This window comes from Dokdonia sp. Hel_I_53 (genome assembly GCF_007827465.1).
Classification (GTDB): Bacteria; Bacteroidota; Bacteroidia; order Flavobacteriales; family Flavobacteriaceae; genus Dokdonia.
This window is the reverse complement of record NZ_VISL01000001.1, coordinates 44,076-64,924: the sequence shown is the minus strand read 5'-3', so window position 1 is coordinate 64,924 and position 20,849 is coordinate 44,076. Positions and strand designations below refer to the sequence as shown.

General features: G+C 33.6%; 20 protein-coding genes. 7 read left to right on the top strand and 13 right to left on the bottom strand.

Going from position 1 to position 20,849, the window contains the following annotated elements; all coding sequences use genetic code 11:
* Positions 1-65: 65 nt before the first annotated feature.
* From OD90_RS00310 to OD90_RS00295, 4 genes are all read right to left on the bottom strand, one after another.
* The gene (locus tag OD90_RS00310; protein WP_144665236.1) at positions 66-830 is read right to left on the bottom strand and encodes a shikimate dehydrogenase family protein; all 765 of its coding nucleotides are present in this window, start codon (positions 828-830) and stop codon (positions 66-68) included.
* Entirely contained in the window at positions 802-1,824 is a 1,023-nt protein-coding gene (locus tag OD90_RS00305) for a DUF368 domain-containing protein (protein ID WP_144665235.1), read from the bottom strand. Before OD90_RS00305 ends, OD90_RS00310 begins: the two co-directional genes overlap by 29 nt.
* A complete protein-coding gene (locus OD90_RS00300; RefSeq protein ID WP_144665234.1) occupies positions 1,814-2,788 on the bottom strand; it encodes a DUF368 domain-containing protein in 975 nt (324 codons plus the stop codon). The genes OD90_RS00305 and OD90_RS00300 overlap by 11 nt, the downstream gene beginning before the upstream one ends.
* Positions 2,789-2,866: 78 nt before the next feature.
* A complete protein-coding gene (locus OD90_RS00295; protein ID WP_144669595.1) occupies positions 2,867-4,255 on the bottom strand; it encodes a tetratricopeptide repeat protein in 1,389 nt (462 codons plus the stop codon).
* 240 nt (positions 4,256-4,495) lie between these two features.
* On the opposite strand from OD90_RS00295, the gene OD90_RS00290 reads away from it, so the two are divergent.
* On the top strand, positions 4,496-4,969 hold the full coding sequence (locus tag OD90_RS00290; RefSeq protein WP_144665233.1) for a hypothetical protein: 474 nt from the start codon (positions 4,496-4,498) through the stop codon (positions 4,967-4,969).
* Here the strand turns inward: OD90_RS00290 and OD90_RS00285 are convergent.
* The 3 genes from OD90_RS00285 to pabB all read right to left on the bottom strand — a co-directional run bounded on the left by OD90_RS00285 (position 4,963) and on the right by pabB (position 9,887).
* Complete coding sequence (locus OD90_RS00285; RefSeq protein WP_144665232.1) at positions 4,963-6,333, bottom strand: hypothetical protein; 1,371 nt, start codon at positions 6,331-6,333, stop codon at positions 4,963-4,965. The genes OD90_RS00290 and OD90_RS00285 overlap by 7 nt on opposite strands.
* 376 nt (positions 6,334-6,709) lie before the next feature.
* The gene (ettA, locus tag OD90_RS00280; RefSeq protein ID WP_144665231.1) at positions 6,710-8,401 is read right to left on the bottom strand and encodes an energy-dependent translational throttle protein EttA; all 1,692 of its coding nucleotides are present in this window, start codon (positions 8,399-8,401) and stop codon (positions 6,710-6,712) included.
* A gap of 184 nt (positions 8,402-8,585) precedes the next feature.
* Positions 8,586-9,887, bottom strand: coding sequence for an aminodeoxychorismate synthase component I (gene pabB, locus OD90_RS00275; RefSeq protein WP_144665230.1), 1,302 nt, complete (start codon positions 9,885-9,887; stop codon positions 8,586-8,588).
* An 80-nt stretch (positions 9,888-9,967) separates the two neighbouring features.
* Between pabB and OD90_RS00270 the strand changes: the two genes are divergently transcribed.
* Positions 9,968-10,177, top strand: a complete 210-nt coding sequence (locus OD90_RS00270) for a VF530 family DNA-binding protein (RefSeq protein WP_144665229.1) — start codon at positions 9,968-9,970, stop codon at positions 10,175-10,177.
* Positions 10,178-10,188: 11 nt separating this feature from the next.
* On the opposite strand, the gene mazG is transcribed toward OD90_RS00270, so the two are convergent.
* From mazG to ruvX, 4 genes are all read right to left on the bottom strand, one after another.
* Positions 10,189-10,962 (bottom strand): nucleoside triphosphate pyrophosphohydrolase, encoded by a 774-nt coding sequence (gene mazG / locus OD90_RS00265; RefSeq protein ID WP_144665228.1) that lies wholly within the window; start codon positions 10,960-10,962, stop codon positions 10,189-10,191.
* Positions 10,963-11,083: 121 nt separating this feature from the next.
* Entirely contained in the window at positions 11,084-11,503 is a 420-nt protein-coding gene (locus OD90_RS00260) for a DUF5606 domain-containing protein (protein WP_144665227.1), read from the bottom strand.
* 74 nt (positions 11,504-11,577) lie between these two features.
* Positions 11,578-12,168, bottom strand: coding sequence for a peptide deformylase (gene def, locus OD90_RS00255; protein ID WP_144665226.1), 591 nt, complete (start codon positions 12,166-12,168; stop codon positions 11,578-11,580).
* 2 nt (positions 12,169-12,170) lie between these two features.
* Complete coding sequence (gene ruvX, locus OD90_RS00250; protein ID WP_144665225.1) at positions 12,171-12,581, bottom strand: Holliday junction resolvase RuvX; 411 nt, start codon at positions 12,579-12,581, stop codon at positions 12,171-12,173.
* Positions 12,582-12,773: 192 nt separating this feature from the next.
* Here ruvX and OD90_RS00245 point away from each other — a divergent pair, with 192 nt between their 5' ends.
* From OD90_RS00245 to OD90_RS00230, 4 genes are read left to right on the top strand one after another with little or no spacing between them, the layout of a single operon-like run.
* Positions 12,774-13,589 carry a 2,3,4,5-tetrahydropyridine-2,6-dicarboxylate N-succinyltransferase gene (locus tag OD90_RS00245; protein WP_144665224.1) on the top strand — a complete coding sequence of 272 codons (816 nt, stop codon included), beginning with the start codon at positions 12,774-12,776 and terminating at the stop codon, positions 13,587-13,589.
* 40 nt (positions 13,590-13,629) lie between these two features.
* Positions 13,630-14,307: a 7-cyano-7-deazaguanine synthase gene (locus OD90_RS00240; protein ID WP_144665223.1), complete on the top strand. Its 678-nt coding sequence runs from the start codon at positions 13,630-13,632 to the stop codon at positions 14,305-14,307.
* 59 nt (positions 14,308-14,366) lie between these two features.
* Positions 14,367-15,281, top strand: coding sequence for an ATP-grasp fold amidoligase family protein (locus OD90_RS00235; RefSeq protein ID WP_261374430.1), 915 nt, complete (start codon positions 14,367-14,369; stop codon positions 15,279-15,281).
* A gap of 35 nt (positions 15,282-15,316) precedes the next feature.
* Entirely contained in the window at positions 15,317-16,258 is a 942-nt protein-coding gene (locus OD90_RS00230; protein ID WP_144665222.1) for a hypothetical protein, read from the top strand.
* Positions 16,259-16,333: 75 nt separating this feature from the next.
* On the opposite strand, the gene OD90_RS00225 is transcribed toward OD90_RS00230, so the two are convergent.
* Positions 16,334-17,470, bottom strand: coding sequence for an FG-GAP repeat domain-containing protein (locus tag OD90_RS00225; protein ID WP_144665221.1), 1,137 nt, complete (start codon positions 17,468-17,470; stop codon positions 16,334-16,336).
* Between the two features lie 160 nt (positions 17,471-17,630).
* Between OD90_RS00225 and OD90_RS13295 the strand changes: the two genes are divergently transcribed.
* Positions 17,631-19,469, top strand: coding sequence for a glycosyltransferase (locus OD90_RS13295; protein ID WP_315897465.1), 1,839 nt, complete (start codon positions 17,631-17,633; stop codon positions 19,467-19,469).
* A gap of 684 nt (positions 19,470-20,153) precedes the next feature.
* Here OD90_RS13295 and OD90_RS00210 read toward each other — a convergent pair.
* Positions 20,154-20,720 carry a porin family protein gene (locus tag OD90_RS00210; protein WP_144665220.1) on the bottom strand — a complete coding sequence of 189 codons (567 nt, stop codon included), beginning with the start codon at positions 20,718-20,720 and terminating at the stop codon, positions 20,154-20,156.
* Positions 20,721-20,849 lie beyond the last annotated feature (129 nt).

The following is a 20,849-nucleotide window of genomic DNA, read 5'->3' as shown; positions in this document are numbered from 1 at the left end:
TGTTAAGGTTCTTAAATAAAGAGTAAATATACTATTTCAAAAGCATATATGAGAAGGATTAAGGGCTAGTCATTCCATAAAGACCAAGAGGCCTTTGCCTGTAATTCTAGCATTTTTAAACCATTTATGATAGTAGCTCCTCGATCCTTAGCAAATCCTAAGAAAGCAGTTAGTGGAGGATTATATATCAGATCATAAACTACGTGATATTCCTTTAAAAAATTATAAGGAATATTGGGAAAAGCCTCCACATTAGGAAACGTGCCTACTGGTGTTGTATTAATTATAAATTTATGGTCAAGGATCACTTCTTGAGTTAAGTCCTCATATGTAAGGTTTTCTTTAGTTCGCTTTCGCGAAACAAATTGACATTTAATTCCTAAGAGCTGTAAAGCATAGCTAACTCCTTTTGAGGCGCCGCCAGTACCCAAAATGATTGCTTTAAAGTCTTGATCATGTGGGTCTATATTATTTAAATAAGGTAGCAGCGAATCTCTAAATCCTATAAAATCTGTATTATAACCTATCAACCTACCATCAACCTCTCTTTTTATGGTGTTTACAGCACCTATTTGTGAAGCGTTATCATCTAGCCCGTCTAATAAAGGAATTATTTTCTCTTTATAAGGAATTGTAACATTGTACCCTTTTACAAGAGTATTATCTAAGTATTGCTTTACATCTTCAAGAGTAGATGCATCAAAATTAAAATAAACTGCATTAATTTGTTCTGACCCAAATTTATTTTTAAAATATCCTCTTGAAAAAGAATATCCAATATCCTTACCTATAAGTCCGTATTTATCTTTTTGCTTTTGTTCTTTCTCCATACTTTCCTAGCGCTACGACCCCTAATATCCCAGACAAAATAAAAAAAACTGCAAGTATATTTTCAATATTAAAATCTGATGGAATATACCTATCATAATTATCTAAAATAGGAGTGCCATTTCTGTCAATAGCAATCTCTCCTAAATTTGTTTTTTTAAAAACCTCTATTTTCCATGGCCATACAACCCCAAGTGAACCTATAATAAATCCTAATATACCTGCATTTGTTGCCCATCGATAACGTCTTAATAAAAAACTTAAAAAGTGAGAAAGCGTGACTAAACCCGTCAATGATCCAGCCGCAAATACTAAAAGTACAACTAATAACCGCATATGATCAGGGTCATCGAGGTAACTAAAGTCTCCTGTAAAGCTATTTGTGATGGTTACAAATAATGCATTTACTGCATCTACTAACAAAAGAACATAGTTACCCAGTAGAATAAGGATAAAAGAACCAGAAAGACCAGGAAGTGTCATACCAGAGACCCCTATGATTCCACATAAAAAAACGAATATCAAATTATCATTTTCTTGAGCAGGCTCCATCAAACTTATAGACACACCTACAATTATACCTAAAATTAAAATAAAGAGATTTCGCCTTGTGAGTTCTTCAAAGTCCTTACCTATATAGTATATAGAACCCATAATCATCCCAAAGAAAGCACTCCAAACTAACAATGGGTAATGCCGTATTGCTAGATCTAAAAGCAATGATACACTAAAGTAGCTGATAAGCATACCAAGCAATAGAAGTCCTAAAAACCTACCATTTATATAAACCCAAAAACTTCTAAAGCGACCACTTACTAGCAATTTAAGCGCGGTGGCATTTATTTTTTGAAGAGAGTAAATAAATTCTTCGTAAAAACCTACTACAAATGCGACTACTCCTCCCGATACACCTGGAACTTTATTTGCAGCCCCCATCGCCAGACCTTTAAGTACTAGCCATAACTTATCCGAAAAAGATCGTGTATCAGTCTGCATATACTTTCTTTTTTCCTGCAATTCGTTCTAACAAAAGTATCAATGCAAAACCAATAAAAGCAGAAATTATTGCTGCTACAATTTGTGGATCTCCATCAAAATTATATGGAAGAATACTATTGGCTTCTACTATAGCTTCTTTTCCATGACTATCTATCCTAGTAGATAACACTTCTTTCCATGGCCAAAGTTTATTTAAAGAGCCGATCATAAATCCAGTTAAAATAGCAAGTGTGATTTCTTTTTTATTTTCGAACATCCATTTTAGAGCTTTCGAAAATATTTTGAGACCTATTATACACCCTATTCCAAATAATAAAATTTTGAAGAGGGCCTCAATTAATAATTCCCAATTACCCTTTAGCATAGCGTCTTGCACATCAGTAATTGTTCCCAACACCATAGCGTACGAACCTAATAAAACTAAGATAAAGGATCCGGATATTCCTGGTAATATCATTGCAATAATAGCTATACAACCAGATAACAAATAAAAATACCAGACATCTGGAGCTTCACTTGGGGCAACAACAGTTATAATATAAGCAACAACAGCTCCAAGTAATGTTGAAATAATTACGGCAGAAGTCCATTTTATGATTTGTTTTCCTATATAAAGAATACTAGCAAGTACAAGTCCAAAGAAAAAAGACCAAACTAATATTGGGTAAGCTTCCAGTAAAAAAGAAAATAGACGTGCTAGAGAGAGTATACTTATAATGACACCCAGAAATAAACTTCCTAAGAACTTAAGATTATACTCATCAACAGCGGCATTGAACCCTTTTTTCTTCCACGTTTTAAAAACTCCAAAACCTATTTTATCAATGGTTTCTATGAGCTCTTGGTAAATACCTGATATAAATGCAATTGTACCTCCAGAAACACCTGGCACAACATCTGCGGCGCCCATTGCCATTCCTTTAAGAAGAACATATAAATAGGCAACTGAGCTTTTAGACATAAATACTTGATTTAAATTAAAAGCTAAAATACTAGGTTTGCTAATAAGCACCTACTATTAAACAGAATTTTAAGAGCTCTATACGTTGTATTTTTTCAGAAGATTTACGACTTCTTTTTTACTAGCAGCATACGGAAACAACTCTTCTAAAATTATACTAAATTCCGCATCTGTTTGAAGTGCATTTTTAAGAAAATAGCGTCCTTGAATATCGTCTCCCTTGCTATAATTGAGACCGGCTAGTCTAAATGCAATTTCAGCATTTTCTGGATAAAATTCCATTGCCTGAGTTAAGTTTGTAATAGCTGCCTCAGATTCACCTAGATGTATTAAAATATCTGACCTATGAAGCCATGTTTCTAATTCATAATTTCCTAGCTCTAAGGCTTTCCTATACCCAGCCTCTGCCTCTTCATAAAATTTTAACCTATGATTAATTTTTGCATAGCGTTTCCAGTATAAAACATTATCTGCATCTATATGAATTGCTTTATTAATGTAATAAAGTGCTTTCTGAAAATTCAATCTTTTTTTATAAAAATCTGTAATAGCTATCCAACCATTGTCAAGAAGCGGATCTTCATGTACACATCTTTCATAATGTTTTATCGCTAGCTCATCGCAACCTAATTTATCATAACATTTTCCCATACGCAATAACGCAAATGACGTTGGGTCTTCTAATTCTAGAGTAATCTGATAATTTTCTAATGCCTCATTGTAACGGCCTAGCTTTTCTAAAACTTTTCCCTTCTCCAAGTAAGCCCCTACAAAACGATCATCACTTATAATTGCAAAATCAAAAGCTGACAATGCCTTTTCATATTCTTTAAGGTCGAAGTATTGTTTTCCTACTTGATGCCAGGCTACTTCACAATATGGGTTTTTATCTAAAAAGATAGTTAGATATTCAATAGCCTCTTGGTGCTGTTCTAAAAAATCAAAACAATAAATAATATTGTATAATGCGCTATAATCTTGATCATCAACCTCAAGACATTTCATGAAATTGATCTTGGCATAATTAAAATCTTCAAGAAATAAGTATTCCATTCCGATGAGTGAATATATATCTGCAGGATCATCTGTAAGATCGATTGCTTGCTCTAATAAGTGTATCGCTTTCTTGTGCTCATCCTGTTTACTATAAATATTAGCTTTTTGAATAAACACTTCTTCATTATGAGGCTCTAGTTCATGAAGCTCTGTTAATATAGCTTCTGCCTGCTCAAATTTATTTTCAAAGATAAATAGTTCTGCTTTGAAGAGACGTAAATTTGATGAGGTAGGATGTTGTTCTAAACCAAGCTTTACCGCTTTTCGCGCAAGCGCAATTTTACCCATTTCTATATAATGATTTGCTATGTTCTCAAACTCCTCAGAGTCAAAAAACAAAACATCATTAGTCTTCAACATTGATTCAAAACGCGTGAGCGATATATTATTTTCTTCTTGGCTAAACTCCATAAGCACTAATTTAATATCCTCTTTAGATAAATATAAGATTACTAAAGGGAGCTGTTCAAAAACTACGAGATAGTTTTTAACAGAGTAATGAACAAGCCAATAATCGAGCCAAAAGATCATATATTAATTTCTACACATTTTGAAAACCCACGATTTACTAATACTTTTTGAAAGTATAGCTCAGATTTTTAAATTGTGTATGTTATATTATGCTTAAATTTAAGGCTTAAGAAAATTATTATGAGCCAAGATCAGCATGTGTATTACAGAGAAAGACAACCGCTTACATGGTTGTTATCCATCTTAATAATTGTTGCTATTATTCTTGGGGCTATAGGCTATTATGATCGATTATTAGGTCAGTTTGTTTTGTACCTATTATATATTTTATTACCAATAACCATAATTGCATTATTGTTTTACAAACTAGAAATCAAAATAACAGACAAAATGGCTGTAGCCTCTTTTGGCATTGGGCTTATAAAAAGGTCTATTAGTATAAATGAATTATTACCTGATAAGGCTGAGATTATAAATACTCCATGGATATGGGGTGTAGGTTATAGATTTACAACTAAAGGTGTACTTCTTAACGCATCTTTCAATCATGCTTTATATGTCCCAACTTCTTCTTCTAGCTTTTTCGTGGGTACTAGATTTCCTGAAAAATTGTTAGAAAAAATTAAAGAGGCAAAACTGGCACTTCATCAATAATATTTAGATCTGCCCAGATAAGTTTTAATCATATCGTTCCATTCTGGTCCTATCAAAATGGGATTTGTATAAGGTATAGTATAGAGTGCTTCATAATGTTTATAGCCAGTCTTAAGAAGTTCTTCTAGATAAAAATAAGCTGCATTATAATCTCCTTCTCTCGCGCTTAATGAAATAACATTAATAAACGCATCTTGATTGAGTGGATTTACTAGTGTACGTAAGATATTCAAGAACAAAGCACTTTCAAAACTTGTTTTTTCAAATTGACTTGCAGTATATTGTTGCTCAACAATATACTGAACGTATGCTTTGAGACGTATCGAAGACTTTCGAATAAGCTTAGATTGTATTGTATCAAAAATACTAGCATCAAGAGCGTCCATTTGAGAACCCCACCATCCTAAATTGTCAAAAAAAGCGTTTTTAAAATCCTCTGCTAGATAATATTTAAACTCTTTTGCAAGTCCCTTTTCTGAAAAACTAACTATAGTTGATTGATTAGATTTTGCTTTATAATTATGATTATTCTTTATTCTATTTAATAACTTTTTCTGAGAATCAATATCTATGAACTTTTTATATTTTTTCTTGAGTTTTGAAACGAAACTATAAGCATACAAATGTCGCTGCCTTTTGTAGAGAAGCTCCCCAAAGGCAAGATCACTATTATAATATTCTTCAACCTTTGCTATTGGAGTAGCATCATCTAATAAAATATTAGTCAAAGCTCCAGCCAAATATCCTGCCTCGGGCCAATCTTTACCATCATATATTTGGTAACCTATAATAGTATCTTTAAAGTCATTACTTGTATAATATTCCTTTAGCTTATAAAAAGCTTTACCTTCATCACCAGATAATATCGAAATCTTGAGACTTGAATTCTCTTCTAGTAAATTTTCATCTAAGGATAATTCATTAATAGCAATCATACCGTGTATCCCTCTAGACAATTGAGCAACAGATGCTACAGAAGTTACATTGATTCCATTAGCAACTAGAATAATTTTATTTTCATCAACCGCAAAGCGGTCTTTTACCTCTCGTATTAAGTTCCTTATTTGTAAAGATGCAGCTTGGGGGACGTTCTCCAGAGCATAATTGCTACCCACTACTATACTTCCTGTCAAAGCTGCAGCTATTGTAAATTGTTGTACTACCGCAGCGCCTCTTGCCTTATCATCAAAAATAACGACCACAGGATATTTGCTAGCGCTATCATAATTCCTTGGCAAATACATTGCATATGTCAACTCCTTATCTGAGCTAAATTTAATATCAGATAGCACGGAACCTTTAATAAGCTCAGATTGAGCTTGGGATGAAAATGCTATGAATAAAAAAAAGTATACATACTTCATAATTGGTTTTTGAGCAAAGAATCAAAAACCATGCTCAAAATAAAGTTAATGAAAATTACAATGCTAGATAGCATTAATAAAAGTCATTTATTTTCATCAAAAGTGTGTAGGAAATTTACGCTTTCGCGAACTTGTAAATGAATAGTTATAATATTTATTAAAAAAATGTAAGAATTTACGCAACCTTTTAAAGAGTGACGTATCTGATATATATAACTAATAATCAATTACCTATGAAAGTAGAAATAAAAAATAGAGCTATATTTACTGTTTCTGTTATTGTACTTACTATCTGTACTGTGCTTTTTTTCTTTTTATAAAAAAACGCTCGACATCATTGACATCGAGCGCTTGTAAAAAATTTTGAAAGGTCTAGTTACCTTACAAGCTTCTTATATTTAATACGTTTAGGCATCAAGTCTCCCCCTAGTCGTTTCTTCTTATTCTCCTCATATTCTGAGAATCCTCCCTCGAAGAAATATACTTGACTATTTCCCTCAAAAGCCAGAATGTGTGTACAAATACGATCTAAAAACCAACGGTCGTGGCTAATAACTACTGCACAACCTGCAAAATTCTCGAGTCCTTCTTCTAATGCTCTCAAAGTATTCACATCAAGATCATTTGTAGGTTCATCTAGTAGTAGTACGTTTCCTTCTTCCCTTAAGGTCATTGCAAGGTGCAAACGGTTACGCTCTCCTCCAGAAAGTGTTGCCACTTTCTTGTTTTGCTCACTACCTGAGAAATTAAATCTACTTAAGTACGCTCTAGAATTCACTTCCTTCCCTCCCATCATGATAAGCTCCTGCTCGTCTGAGAAATTTTGCCAAATTGTTTTTTCTGGATCAATATTAGAATGACTCTGGTCTACGTAAGCAATTTGCGCTGTATCTCCTACAGTAAAACTCCCTTTATCTGGCTCTTCCTCTCCCATAATCATTTTAAAGATTGTGGTTTTACCAGCACCGTTAGGTCCTATAATACCTACAATACCAGCTTGTGGCAGATTAAAGTTTAAATCTTCATAAAGTAATTTATCTCCAAAGGCTTTACTCACACCATTAGCCTCAATAACATTAGTTCCTAATCGCGGTCCGTTAGGGATATAAATCTCTACCTTTTCATCTACTTGCTTCTGATCTTGACTCATCATCTTATCATAATTTTGTAGACGAGCTTTTTGTTTCGTTTGACGACCTTTTGCACCTTGACGCACCCATTCTAATTCTCGCTCTAGTGTCTTTTGTCGCTTTGAGGCTGTTTTACTTTCTTGTTCCATGCGCTTAGATTTTTGATCAAGCCAAGAAGAATAGTTCCCTTTCCATGGGATACCTTCTCCTCGATCTAACTCAAGAATCCATCCTGCAACATTATCTAGGAAATATCTATCGTGAGTTACTGCAATTACAGTTCCTTTATATTGAGCTAGGTGATGCTCTAACCAATGCACAGACTCTGCATCCAAGTGGTTAGTAGGCTCATCTAAAAGCAATACATCTGGTTCTTTAAGTAATAATCGACATAAGGCAACGCGACGCTTTTCTCCACCAGAAAGGACTCCTACTTTTTGATCTGCAGGTGGCGTGCGTAAAGCATCCATCGCAATCTCAAGTTTTGTATCAAGTTCCCACGCATTGCGAGCATCTATCTCATCTTGAAGAACCGCTTGACGCGCCATTAATTTCTCCATCTTATCAGCGTCAGAATATACTTCTTCTAAACCAAATGAATCATTTATTTGATTGTACTCATCTAGAATAGCAACCGTCTCTGCGGCTCCTTCCTTGACAATTTCCAAAACTGTTTTTTCTGGATCTAGCTTAGGTTCTTGTTCAAGATATCCTACAGAAAATTCTTTATCTGAAGTGACATCCCCTTGAAAGTTTGTGTCCAATCCAGCAATAATCTTCATCAACGTTGATTTACCAGAACCGTTGAGACCTAATATTCCAATTTTTGCTCCGTAGAAAAAGCTCAAGTATATATTCTTAAGCACAGGAGTTTGTGCCCCAGGATAACTTTTTGTCACCCCTTGCATTGAAAATATTATTTTTTTATCGTCACTCATAGTTGTTTTGTTTGTTGTTTAGAATTAATTACGCTTTCGCGAAAAAATAATTTTGAAATATCACAGAGCTTTTGTTTAAAAAACATATAAATATCGCTGATGAATCACTTCCTTAATTCATTTGAATTAATTGATAGCACACGAATCAGAAGCATATATCAGTCCTCAAAATTAAAATGTAAAATTACGATTTTCCCTCCAATACAGCGCGCATTGCTTTTGCCTTGAGTAGACATTCTTCATATTCTTTTTCTGGATCTGAGCCCGCAGTGATTGCGCCACCTACCGAATAAGAAATATACTCCTTTTCGGCATTATAGAGAATACTTCGGATCACTACGTTAAAGTCAAAATTCCCATCTGGTGTAAAATATCCCACACTCCCGCTATACAAGCCTCGCTTTGACTCCTCTAGGGATTCGATAAGTTTCATCGCCATAATTTTAGGCGCTCCTGTCATACTTCCCATAGGGTACGTAGACCTAATCACATCTACAGGAGATACAATTTCAGAAATGGTTGCCGTAATGGTAGAGATCATCTGATGTAACTGTTTGAAGGGATACACCTTGCAATATTCTTCTACCTGAACAGATCCTTTCATTGCCGTTCTCGACAAGTCATTACGTACCAAATCTACAATCATCACATTTTCAGACTGCTCTTTTGGGTCTTGTGATAACGCTTTCGCGAAAGCGGTATCCTCCTCCTCACTGCTACCTCGAGGTGCTGTCCCTTTAATGGGCTGACTTATTACCTTCTTCCCTTCTTTATGCAAATATCGCTCTGGGCTCGCCGAAAGACAATACTGCTCATCTAGTTTTAAAAACGTCGCAAATGGTGGAGTACTAATGTCATTAAGTCTTTTGTAAATATCTAAGGGATCTATGAGACCAGTTGCAAAAAATTCTTGACAAAAATTTGCTTCATAAATATCTCCACGCCCTATATGTGCTAAGAGATCACTAACTTTTTCAATATAAGCCTTTTTATGAATTTTTGCATTAATCTGTAAGTCAGTTGTGTATTTTGAAATTGGTTGCTCTGTTTGATTGAGTATCTCATTATAATCTTCAGTGAGTTCATCATCTATCATAGACAAATAATGCATCTCTAAGGTATTGTTCTGAATAAGAAATAACTTTTTAGGTTGAAAAAAGTGGAGGTCTGCAAAATGTAGTCGGTCATCATTTTTTGATACCAGACGCTCTGTATCATTTTTAAGGTCATAACTTAAGTAACCAAAAATCCAATCATTCAATCCATTCTGATATTCTTCTAGCTGATCAAAAGCATTTGTGTAATCTGTCTTAAGGCTAGTAAAAGCATCTACCGCTAGTATTGCCTGATATTGAGGATAATTTTGATGCTCATACTCATTACTATCTAGCCAAACTACCTCGTCATATTGTTGTGCCCAATGCAATAGCTTGCTTTTTAAGACATCAATATCTGATACGGAGTGACTGTGAATTGTTCTTCTCAAGAATTTTAATTTGTGCGGTACAAAAATAAGGATAGCACATCGTATAGTTTAAAATTGATGTATTTATTTAACTTTGTAACATGTCACAACCCAACAACCCATTGCACGGTGTAAAACTAGCAGACATTCTTGAATTTCTAGTAGCCAAATATGGTTGGAAAGAAATGAGTCTTCAGGTAGATATCAATTGCTTTAAGAAAGATCCCACTATCAAATCTAGCCTTAAGTTCTTACGTAGAACTCCATGGGCGAGAGAAAAAGTAGAGCAATTGTATTTGCAGTCTATTTAAGTCTCTTCTAGTTAAATTTTCTTCGCCTCCTCCCAAAACACATCCATTTCTGCCAGTGTCATGTCAGACATATCCTTACTTAATTCTTTTGCCTTTGATTCGAGGTATTGAAAGCGATTGATAAATTTTTTATTGGTACGCTCAAGTGCACTTTCTGGATCTATTTTTAAAAAGCGCGCATAGTTAATCATGGAGAAAAAAACGTCACCGAACTCAGCTTCCATTTTCTCTTGGTTTTGATACTTTATTTCATCTTGTAACTCTGCCAGCTCTTCCTTTACCTTTTCAAAAACCTGTTGTGGCTCTTCCCAGTCAAAACCTACACCGGCCACTTTTTCTTGAATTCGGCTTGCTTTTACTAGTGCTGGCAAACTACGAGGCACCCCTTCTAAGACAGATTTCTTACCTTCTTTCAATTTGAGTTTCTCCCAATTGGTAGCTACCTCACTAGCATCTGCCACTGATACATCTCCGTAAATATGGGGGTGTCTAGAAATTAATTTATCGCAGATTTCATTTGCAACATCTGCAATATCAAAATCATTAGTTTCTGAGCCTATTTTTGCATAAAAGACAATGTGCAATAATAGATCGCCCAGTTCCTTTTTAACTTCTTCTAAATCGTTGTCAAGGATAGCATCACCTAGCTCATAAGTCTCTTCTATGGTAAGATGTCGCAAACTTTGCATGGTTTGCTTCTGGTCCCAAGGGCAACCTACTCGCAACTCGTCCATGATGGTTAAAAGTCTATCAAATGCTTGAAGTTGTGCTTCTCTTGAGTTCATAAATGAGTAGGTCAGGTTGGTTTTGTGATACCGCTTTCGCGAAAGCGTAATAGTCCTTAAAATTAAAAAAGCCTTTACTTAAATACAGTAAAGGCCATTTTAATTTTTAAAAAGTTATGCACTATTCTTCTTCTTCTGACGCAGCTGCTTCTGAAGTTTCAAAATCCAGCATGTCATTCTTTTGAAGGATGTTGTACCATTGCACTACTTTCTTGATATCACTAGCATACACACGATCCTCATCATAATCCGGTATAAGATTAAAGAAAAATTCTTCAAGCTCATCCTTAGATGATTTGTGACTTATGGTTTGCTCTCCGTTTTCTTTATCTTTTATTTTTTGAAAAACCTCTTTTAAAGGCTTTTCTTCAGATAGTGTATAGATGGCTATTTCAGAAAGTACACTTACGTTATGACGTATACCTACTGTAATACGCTTGTTGTCAATAAGTGATTCTGCTACAAATCCGCTACGTGTCTGTTGTTTTAAAGCATAAATTCCAGGCTTCCCAGAGATTGCAATTACTTTATCTAAACTCATATATATTTTAAATTGGACGGCAAAGATGCACTATGCCAGTCATTATTACAAATTAGTGTATTATTGATTTACAATTATCTTTTTTTAGACATTGCAGGAAAACGCATTTTATAATCTGCGCTGCATTTTCCTTTTGAGATATTTGCTAGCTTTCCTTTGATAAGACGTTTTTTGAGACTAGAAAGTTTATCTGTAAATAAAATACCCTCTATGTGATCATACTCATGCTGAATGACACGCGCAATGAGCCCATCATAGGTTTCTTTAAACGTTTCAAAGTTTTCGTCTTGATATTGAATAGTAATTGTAGGTTTTCTAAAAACGTCTTCATTAATCCCAGGAATACTTAAACAACCTTCAGAAAATGCCCACTCGTCTCCAGCTTCTGCTAGAATTTCTGCATTTATAAATGCCTTTTTAAATTTAGAAAGTTGTTTTTGTTCTTCTGGAGTAAAATTCTCATCATCTGCAAAAGGTGTGGTATCTACTAAAAAAACTCGTATAGGTAATCCTACTTGAGGAGCAGCAAGTCCTACACCTGATGCACCGTACATAGTCTCCCACATGTTATCGAGTAACTCCTTAAAATTAGGGTATTCTGGTGTAATCGCTTTTGCTTTTTTCTTTAACACGGGAGTTCCGTAAGCTACAACTGGTAAAATCATACTTATTTATTATACAGGTAATCCTGCAATATTATAGTAGCACTAATTTCATCAACCAATGCTTTGTTCTGTCTTTTTTTCTTTCCTAGTCCACTATCAATCATAGTTTGAAAGGCCATCTTTGAGGTAAAACGCTCGTCTTGTCTTATGATTTCTAGGTTAGGATGTGCTTTTTCTACGCTTTCGCGAAAGCGTAAAATATCCTTTTCCACCTCAGAAGGTTCACCACTCATACGCTTGGGTTCTCCTAATATCAAAGTTGAAACATTTTCATTCTTGAAAAATTCTTTCAAAAATTTCATTAAATCTTTTGTTGCAACCGTAGTGAGTCCCGAGGCAATCATTTGCAACTCATCTGTCACTGCAATACCAGTGCGTTTAGTTCCATAATCTATCGCAATAATGCGGGACATAGTGTTAATTTGGGGCAAAAATAAGGAAAAACAATTGAAGAATTCTTTATCCACAAGTTCATCTACAACAGTTTTAAGGAATTTAATCTCTGGTTTTTGAATATATAGAACTTAAAAAAAGTAATTGTTACTTTATCTTTGAGAAACCTAGTAAAAAACTAAAGTTATAGACTTCAATTAAATTATATCTAAATGACACAACTACAAAATATCATTGAGGAAGCTTGGGATGACAGATCTCAATTATCCAATAGAGTTACAATAAGTGCGATAAGAGAAGTAGTAGATATGTTAGATCGTGGTACTTTGCGTGTCGCAGAGCCTACTAATGATGGCTGGCAAGTAAATGAATGGATCAAAAAAGCTGTGGTTTTATATTTTCCAATCCAAAAGATGGAAACGCTTGAAGCAGGTATTTTTGAGTATCACGATAAGATTCCGTTAAAAAAAGACTTTGCAAATCGCGGAATTAGAGTTGTTCCTAATGCAGTGGCAAGACATGGCTCTTATATTTCTAGTGGAGTTATTTTAATGCCTAGTTATGTAAACATAGGCGCTTACGTAGATGAAGGTACGATGGTTGACACTTGGGCTACTGTAGGTAGCTGTGCTCAAATAGGGAAAGATGTACATTTAAGTGGCGGTGTAGGTATAGGAGGTGTTTTGGAACCATTGCAAGCTGCCCCAGTAATTATTGAGGATGGTGCTTTTATAGGTTCGAGATGTATTGTTGTAGAAGGTGTACATATTGAGAAAGAGGCCGTTTTAGGCGCAAATGTCGTGCTAACTATGAGTACAAAAATAATAGATGTTACAGGAGATGAGCCTGTAGAAACAAAAGGCCGCGTTCCTGCTAGATCTGTAGTAATACCTGGTAGTTACACTAAGAAATTTGCTGCAGGAGAGTATCAAGTTCCCTGCGCATTAATCATCGGAAAACGTAAAGCAAGCACAAATAGAAAGACTTCGCTTAATGATGCTTTGAGGGAATATGATGTGGCGGTTTAAAAAAATTTCTTTTATTAAATTATTATAAGATTTTCAATATATGTCTAATTCTGTACATAATGTTTTATGGACTAGTGGTTGGGACTCTACCTTTAGAGTAATTCAACTCTATCGGAATAATTGTACTATACAACCTATATACGTAAGAGATCACAATAGAAAATCTACTCAACGTGAATTTGAAACCATACAATCTCTAACTTCTTCTATACAAGATCATTTTTCTACCTCTAAAGGGAGTATTTTACCATTAATAATTTATGAGAGAAAAAAAATACCTTCTAATTTTAGATTAAAATTTGCATATAATATTTTAAGAAAAAGAAAAAATCTTGGTAAGCAATATTATTGGCTCGCTTTTCTAGCTAAAAAATATAATCGTCTTGAACTTTCAATTCACAAAGGTGACTTATATCGTTTTTTCAATTTAGATGAGCTAATAGTAATAAATCAAGGAGCATCTGGCGAAAATTGGGTCATTAACAAAAAAAAAGTTGATATTTTTAGAAAACTTCTATTTGGAAATATGACATTTCCAATAGTAAATATTTCTAAGCCTGAAATGAAAAAAATTGCTGAGGATTATAACTTCTCAAATTTGATGGAGCAAACTTGGTTTTGCCATAGATCGGGATCTAAAGCTTGTGGAGAGTGCAGCCCTTGCAAACAATACAGGAGAGATGGGTTTGGATATAGGATTGATCAAGTAAATTTATAAATTCATGTATATAACATAAACATTATGATTACATAATGCTTCAATTAATATTAACTAAGATGCAAAATAAATTGCGGCGATTTGGGTTACGTACTTTGAGAAAAATGCGCTTCTTGCCATCAAAACACTACGTTCATTATCACTATGAGTATTTCTCAGGTAAAAAATTAGATTTAAAAAATCCGATGGAATTCAATGCAAAAATTGAATGGTATAAAGTATTTTTTCGTCCTAAAATTTTAAATCAATTGGTGGATAAATATGCTGTAAGAGCTTATGTGGAAGATAAGATAGGAGCCTCTTACTTGAATGAATTAATTGGAGTGTATACTGATGGTAAAGACATTCCATTTGATGATTTACCTAATAAATTTGTGATTAAAGCCACACATACGAGTAGCTATAATTTAATAGTAAAAGACAAATCACAATTAGAATTTAAAAAAGTAATACCACTTCTTAATAAATGGCTTAAAAAAAACCAATATTATCGAATGGGTCAAGAATGGGCTTATAAGGATGTGCAACCTAGGTTAGTAGTCGAGAAATTCTTAAAGGAAGAAGATAAAAATACACTCGTTGACTATAAATTCTATTGTTTTGATGGTGTTCCTAAATTTATTGACGTCCACATTGACAGGGAGGAGGATCATAAACAAGGATGTTTTGATCTAGAATTTAATTTACTACCATTTGGAAAGAGCTTAAATTATAAAAGTATATCAGAAGGTATTATGAAGCCTACAAATCTTAAAGAAATGATTGAAGTTTCAAAAAAACTTTCTGAAAATTTTCCTTTTGTAAGAGTTGATCTTTATTCAGTTAACGGAAGGACGGTATTTGGTGAAATGACATTTTACCCTTCAGATGCTCGTAAAGAATTTTACCCAAAAAAGTACAATGAAATCATCGGCAATTATTTTAAACTTCCATCTCTTGATAGCAATGAGCGAGTCATTACGAATTTTCCTTGAGTAGAAGGTTTTATATAACACTAGAATGAATATTTATGATTGAAACTAAGGGAATTGAAATTGATGCTGTCATTCTATGGGTGGATGGGTCTGATATGAATCATAAAGACAAAATGAGACCCTTTCTTCCTTTAGATAAGAATATTGAAGATGAAAGTGTGCGTACAAGATATGATCAAGTAAATGAGATTGAGTATACGGTAAATTCAATTTTAAAATTTGCTCCTTACATTAGAAAGATTTTTATAGTAACAGATAACCAAAAACCTTCTTTTTTAAATCATTCTGGTGAAATTAATAAGTACAATAATGTACAAATCATAGACCATAAAGTAATATTCAAAGGATACGAAAAATTTCTGCCCACTTTCAACAGTAGATCTATAGAAACCTGTATCCATCGAATTCCTACTCTTTCAGAACATTTTATTTATTTTAATGATGATTTTTTCTTAATTAACAAAACTGTGGGGCAAGATTTTTTTAAAAATGGTTTTCCTGTGTTGAGAGGTAAATGGCTTAGTTTTCCAGAAAAAAAATTCTTTAAAAAATTTAAAAAAAAACGTATTGGTCATAAGTCAGCTCAACAAAAATCTGCCAAAATTGTTGGTTTGAATGAATATTATAATTTTAGACATACCCCACATCCCCTCAGAAAATCAACACTTGAAAATTTCTATAATGAGAATCATGAACATTTTATAAATAATATAAAATATAGGTTCAGGAATGGTAACCAATACCTTGCTCAAGGTTTATCAAATCATTTAGAAATAATTAATAATAGTTGTGAATTTGAAAACGATTTAAGGCTTCTTTATTTCAGATCTTTTAAAAAGCCACTTTGGTGGTACAGATTTAAATTGAAAAATAAAGAAACTAATAAATTATTCTTAGGTCTTCAAAGTTTAGATCGTAGTTCTTTTAGTAAAATGAATTTTTTTCTTTCTTGGCTTGAGGAAAGGACTCGAATATAATCTTATATATTTATAGAAAAAAAGGGGGAGCTAAGTATTCCTCCCCCCCCCTTAATTACTTATTTAAAATATTATTTATGGCCTCCATCCTTCGGTGAATCCACTATTCCATTTTCTAGCTGTACCAAAACTACTTCCGTTAGATAATGATACTAACACATCCTTATTTCCAAACCCAATAATATCTGCCCTTCCATCGCCATTAACATCTGAGACTATCCTAACATGATCTTCATTGTTCCAGTTAGTCACAAATCCACTATTCCATACTCTTGGTGCTCCAAATCTGTAGCCATCAGATAATGCAACTAATACATTCTCTCTCCCAAATCCTATTATATCCGATTTTCCATCTCCGTTAACGTCAGCGATTGTTCTTATATAATCTTGCTGATGATCTTGATCTCTCCATCCACTAGTAAATCCACTGGTCCAAGTTCTTGGCGTTCCAAATCTAGTACCGTCCGAAAGAGAGACTAAAACACTATTATTTCCAAATCCGACTATATCAGCTTTACCATCACCGTTAACATCTGCAACTACTCTAACATGATCTTCATTGTTCCAACCATCTATAAATCCACTATTCCATACTCTTGGTACTCCAAACCTGTACCCATCAGAAAGTGACACTAGTACATTCTCTCTTCCAAACCCTATTATGTCCGATTTGCCATCTCCATTAACATCAGCGATGGTTCTTATATAATCCTGCTGATGATCTTGATTACGCCATCCTTCAGCAAATCCAGTATTCCAAACGGTAGCTGTTCCAAAACTATTACCATTTGAAAGTGAGACAAGGACATCTTTTCTTCCAAAACCTACTATATCTGATTTTCCATCTCCGTTAACATCTTTTACAACTCTTACATGATCTTCATTATTCCAGCCATCAGTATATCCGGCATACCATACTCGATCACTTCCAAATTTCATACCATCTGAAAGTGACGCTAATACATCTTCTCTTCCAAAGCCTACTATGTCATTTTTTCCATCTCCATCAATATCTGAAACAGTTCGTACATAATCCACCTCTTGGTCATAGTAATCATCGTAAATTTCTATTGGTTGAGGTATTAATGGAGTAGAATCTCCAATAGGCAATCTAAGTTCAGCACTATTAAATTCTTCTTCTGATAGATTTTCCTTCGAGCACGAAAAAATAGCTAGAGTGGAAACAAAAAAGGTTAATTTTAGTAATTTCATTTTATATATATTGTTAGATTAATAAACAAATATAATATTATACTTGTATTTTTTAATTTAAACTTAATCATTTTTCAAAAAGATAAATATTCAGAAATAATTATCTTCACAAATTTTAGAGGTACATCTTTCAAATTAAATTAATTGTATCAAAAAATAGATGAATTACAAATTCCTGATTTATATATCTTATAGCTACTCTATTCCCATTGGAAAGCCTTTAGAGAAAGAAATTTTAAGTAGAGATTATGAGGTAAGATGGTTTGCAGATGAAAGTGAAGGGAAATCAAAATTATTTAATGACCCCTTACTCTTAAATACTATACAATCTGTAGTAGCTTACTCACCACATATCGTTCTAACCGCTACAAATGTTGTTCCTGATTTTCTAAAAGGATTAAAGGTTCAAATTTTTCACGGCTTTCCTGCTTACAAGAGACCTTCAAAAAAAATTAAAAGTACTGACTTTAAAATGAGAGGTTTCTTTGACCTATATTGTACTCAAGGCCCATCAAGCACCATTGAATTTCAGAAATTAGCAGATTACCATAAATACTTTGAAGTGGTCGAGACTGGATGGTCTAAAGTTGATCCACTTTTTCCAATTACTGATAAAAAAGCAGCTCAAATCCCAATGATTTTGATTTGCTCAACCTTCACTGAAAGATTAAGTCTCGCTCATGATGATAAAATGTTTGAAACAATCGAAAGACTTTCAAATTATGGAACCTACAAATTTATGGTAACACTACATCCTAAAATGAATGTAGATATTATCGATAAATGGAAAACACTCGAAAATAAAAATTTAACTTACTATGATACAACTAATTTAATACCCCTATTCAAGAAAGCAGATATAATGCTGGCAGACACTACCTCTGCCATTCAAGAATTTTTATTGCAAAAGCGCCCAGTCATAGCGTACAAACACACCTTAAATCACGATTATCTTATACAAATAGATAACGTTAATGAACTGGAAATTGCATTAGATAAAGCCCTCCATCCTTCAAAAGAATTATTAGTAAACATTAGCAAGTTTGCAAACTTTACGCATCCTTACAAGGACGGCAAGTCTAGTGCAAGAGTAATCAATACAAGTATTGACATGCTGCATAGAGATAAAAATTATTTAAAAAAGAAACCTTTAAATTTAATTCGGAAATTCAAGATTCGAAAAAAAACAGGATTTTATAGCCATAAAAGTTATAACAAATCATACACAATAAACAATCGAGAGATCAAACTTACGGCCATCATTCCCACAGGTAATGAAAAAAGAAATATTGAAGCCGTAATCGATTCTGTCTCATTTGCCGACGAGGTTTTAGTAGTAGATAGCTATAGCTCTGACGGAACCTATGAAATTGCATTACAAAAAGCTGATAAGGTTATAAAAAGGGAATATGAAAATTCCGCATCACAAAAAAATTGGGCTATTCCTCAAGCATCGAATGAATGGATACTTCTAGTCGATGCAGATGAAAGAGTCACGCCAGAACTTCAAGCAGAAATTGAAGAGGTTTTAAGCTGTTCTGCTGATAATGATATGGTAGCTTATTGGATTTTCAGAAAGAACCACTTCATGGGGAAGCACGTCCGTTTTAGCGGATGGCAAAATGATAAGGTAATCCGTCTTTTTCGTAGGGACAAATGTCGTTACGAAAATAAAATGGTGCATGCAGAAATTATTGCTGAAGGTAAAGTTGGCTACTTAAAAAATCGACTTTATCACGATACCTACACCACTATTGATAACCACATTGCTAAATTAAATAGGTATGCAAATTGGCAAGCAATAGATTATGATAGTTTTACTGGCAAACTCTCGATCTATCATTTTTTTATGAAGCCATTATGGAGCTTTTTCAAACATTATATCATCCAAATGGGATTTCTTGATGGCGTAGTCGGTTTTGTTATAAGTTCATTACAAGCTTATTCCGTTTTTATGAGATATACAAAATTATGGTTACATCGCCGCGATCTCAAATGATTTTGCTTCCCAAAACAAAATCTACTTTTAACTATAACACATTTATCAACTTATAGTTCTCACATAATAAAATTTAAGGATTCTTTTAAAATAAAATTTAAAAGGCCTTTCAAATTTTGAAATTATCAGAATAAGGAAGATGCTACTGTTGCAACATATGTAATTATAATTGTCACTTACCCCTATATTCTTCCCCAGAAAATATACCTAATTCTAGGCTGTACACTCCTTGAAGCCCTACATAACTGATGGTAAAAAACTGTCTAACGATCCATTTAAGTCTAATTGCACTGGGAATTTACTTGAAATATAATATTTAGTACCAGCTTTCCAATTCACATAGCTTCCTTCACTCTCATATGAAATTCAGGCTTTTAATTCTAAATTATTAATAAAATATCCAGCTTCGCCACCTATAGCAAACGAGCTATTGCCATTGTTAGAAGCAAATACTATTGAAGTATTTGCATTACCTATAATACTAGTTCCTATTCCAGACTCTACTATCCAATTCCCTTTGGGTGTAGCAGACTCTTATGCTATGATCTGGTTTAAACCTAAACTAATAAATACTAACATTAAAAAAGTATTTTGCATAAAATATAAGTTTTACATTATTAACGATAGCGTAAAAAAAAACCTCCCAGTTTCCTGAGAGGTTTCATAATATGATAAAGTATGAGATTAGAAATTGTAACCTACAGATAAAGCAAATACGCCATTCTTAGCATCTGCATCTTCAAAATCAAAAATATTATTTAATCCTAAAGTATATCTCGCTTGAAAGAAAATCCCTTGATCTAAGCTGTACTGCAAACCACCTGCTAAACCTAAATCTAAAGTCTCAACATCCTCTAAATCCTCTGTATCCCCGTCAAATTCAACGTCAGAACTCACATTAATACCAAACTGAGGTCCGAATTGCGCGCTAAATCCCTCTGCAAAAGTATAATCTGCTAAAACAGGAATATTTATGTAGTTTAATCTATAATTTATATCATCACCTTCAAATTCCTCGGATGCTCCTTGAGAAGAATAAACAACTTCTGGTTGTATCGCAAATGCCTCTGTTAAACCAAAGTTTGCAACAGCACCAACATGGAAACTAGTTCTCCCGTCTAAATCATCTAAATCGTCTCCGTTAATTGATGCAAAGTTTACACCTCCTTTAAGACCGAAAGTTGTTTCTTGAGCGTTTACTGTAATAAATGTCGCAGCAACAAATGCTACAGATAAAAAAATTTTTTTCATAATTTTAATTTAAAATTAGTTAGCACCTTGTTAATTTTAATCAAGGCTACACGAAAATAGAAAATTAATTTAATATTTAGTTGGGAAAATTAAATAAAAAACCTCTCAGTTTACTGAGAGGCTTATTTT

Excerpts from the sequence above, each read along its gene's own strand:
- OD90_RS00300 (WP_144665234.1), bottom strand. The coding sequence starts at position 2,788 with ATGTCTAAAAGCTCAGTTGCCTATTTATATGTTCTTCTTAAAGGAATG.
- OD90_RS00245 (WP_144665224.1), top strand. The coding sequence starts at position 12,774 with ATGACACAACTACAAAATATCATTGAGGAAGCTTGGGATGACAGATCT.
- OD90_RS00310 (WP_144665236.1), bottom strand. The coding sequence starts at position 830 with ATGGAGAAAGAACAAAAGCAAAAAGATAAATACGGACTTATAGGTAAG.
- OD90_RS13295 (WP_315897465.1), top strand. The coding sequence starts at position 17,631 with ATGAATTACAAATTCCTGATTTATATATCTTATAGCTACTCTATTCCC.
- def (WP_144665226.1), bottom strand. The coding sequence starts at position 12,168 with ATGATTTTACCAGTTGTAGCTTACGGAACTCCCGTGTTAAAGAAAAAA.
- ruvX (WP_144665225.1), bottom strand. The coding sequence starts at position 12,581 with ATGTCCCGCATTATTGCGATAGATTATGGAACTAAACGCACTGGTATT.
- OD90_RS00290 (WP_144665233.1), top strand. The coding sequence starts at position 4,496 with ATGAGCCAAGATCAGCATGTGTATTACAGAGAAAGACAACCGCTTACA.
- OD90_RS00305 (WP_144665235.1), bottom strand. The coding sequence starts at position 1,824 with ATGCAGACTGATACACGATCTTTTTCGGATAAGTTATGGCTAGTACTT.
- OD90_RS00285 (WP_144665232.1), bottom strand. The coding sequence starts at position 6,333 with ATGAAGTATGTATACTTTTTTTTATTCATAGCATTTTCATCCCAAGCT.
- OD90_RS00225 (WP_144665221.1), bottom strand. The coding sequence starts at position 17,470 with ATGAAATTACTAAAATTAACCTTTTTTGTTTCCACTCTAGCTATTTTT.
- mazG (WP_144665228.1), bottom strand. The coding sequence starts at position 10,962 with ATGAACTCAAGAGAAGCACAACTTCAAGCATTTGATAGACTTTTAACC.
- OD90_RS00295 (WP_144669595.1), bottom strand. The coding sequence starts at position 4,255 with ATGGAGTTTAGCCAAGAAGAAAATAATATATCGCTCACGCGTTTTGAA.
- ettA (WP_144665231.1), bottom strand. The coding sequence starts at position 8,401 with ATGAGTGACGATAAAAAAATAATATTTTCAATGCAAGGGGTGACAAAA.
- OD90_RS00210 (WP_144665220.1), bottom strand. The coding sequence starts at position 20,720 with ATGAAAAAAATTTTTTTATCTGTAGCATTTGTTGCTGCGACATTTATT.
- OD90_RS00230 (WP_144665222.1), top strand. The coding sequence starts at position 15,317 with ATGATTGAAACTAAGGGAATTGAAATTGATGCTGTCATTCTATGGGTG.
- OD90_RS00270 (WP_144665229.1), top strand. The coding sequence starts at position 9,968 with ATGTCACAACCCAACAACCCATTGCACGGTGTAAAACTAGCAGACATT.
- OD90_RS00260 (WP_144665227.1), bottom strand. The coding sequence starts at position 11,503 with ATGAGTTTAGATAAAGTAATTGCAATCTCTGGGAAGCCTGGAATTTAT.
- OD90_RS00240 (WP_144665223.1), top strand. The coding sequence starts at position 13,630 with ATGTCTAATTCTGTACATAATGTTTTATGGACTAGTGGTTGGGACTCT.
- OD90_RS00235 (WP_261374430.1), top strand. The coding sequence starts at position 14,367 with ATGCAAAATAAATTGCGGCGATTTGGGTTACGTACTTTGAGAAAAATG.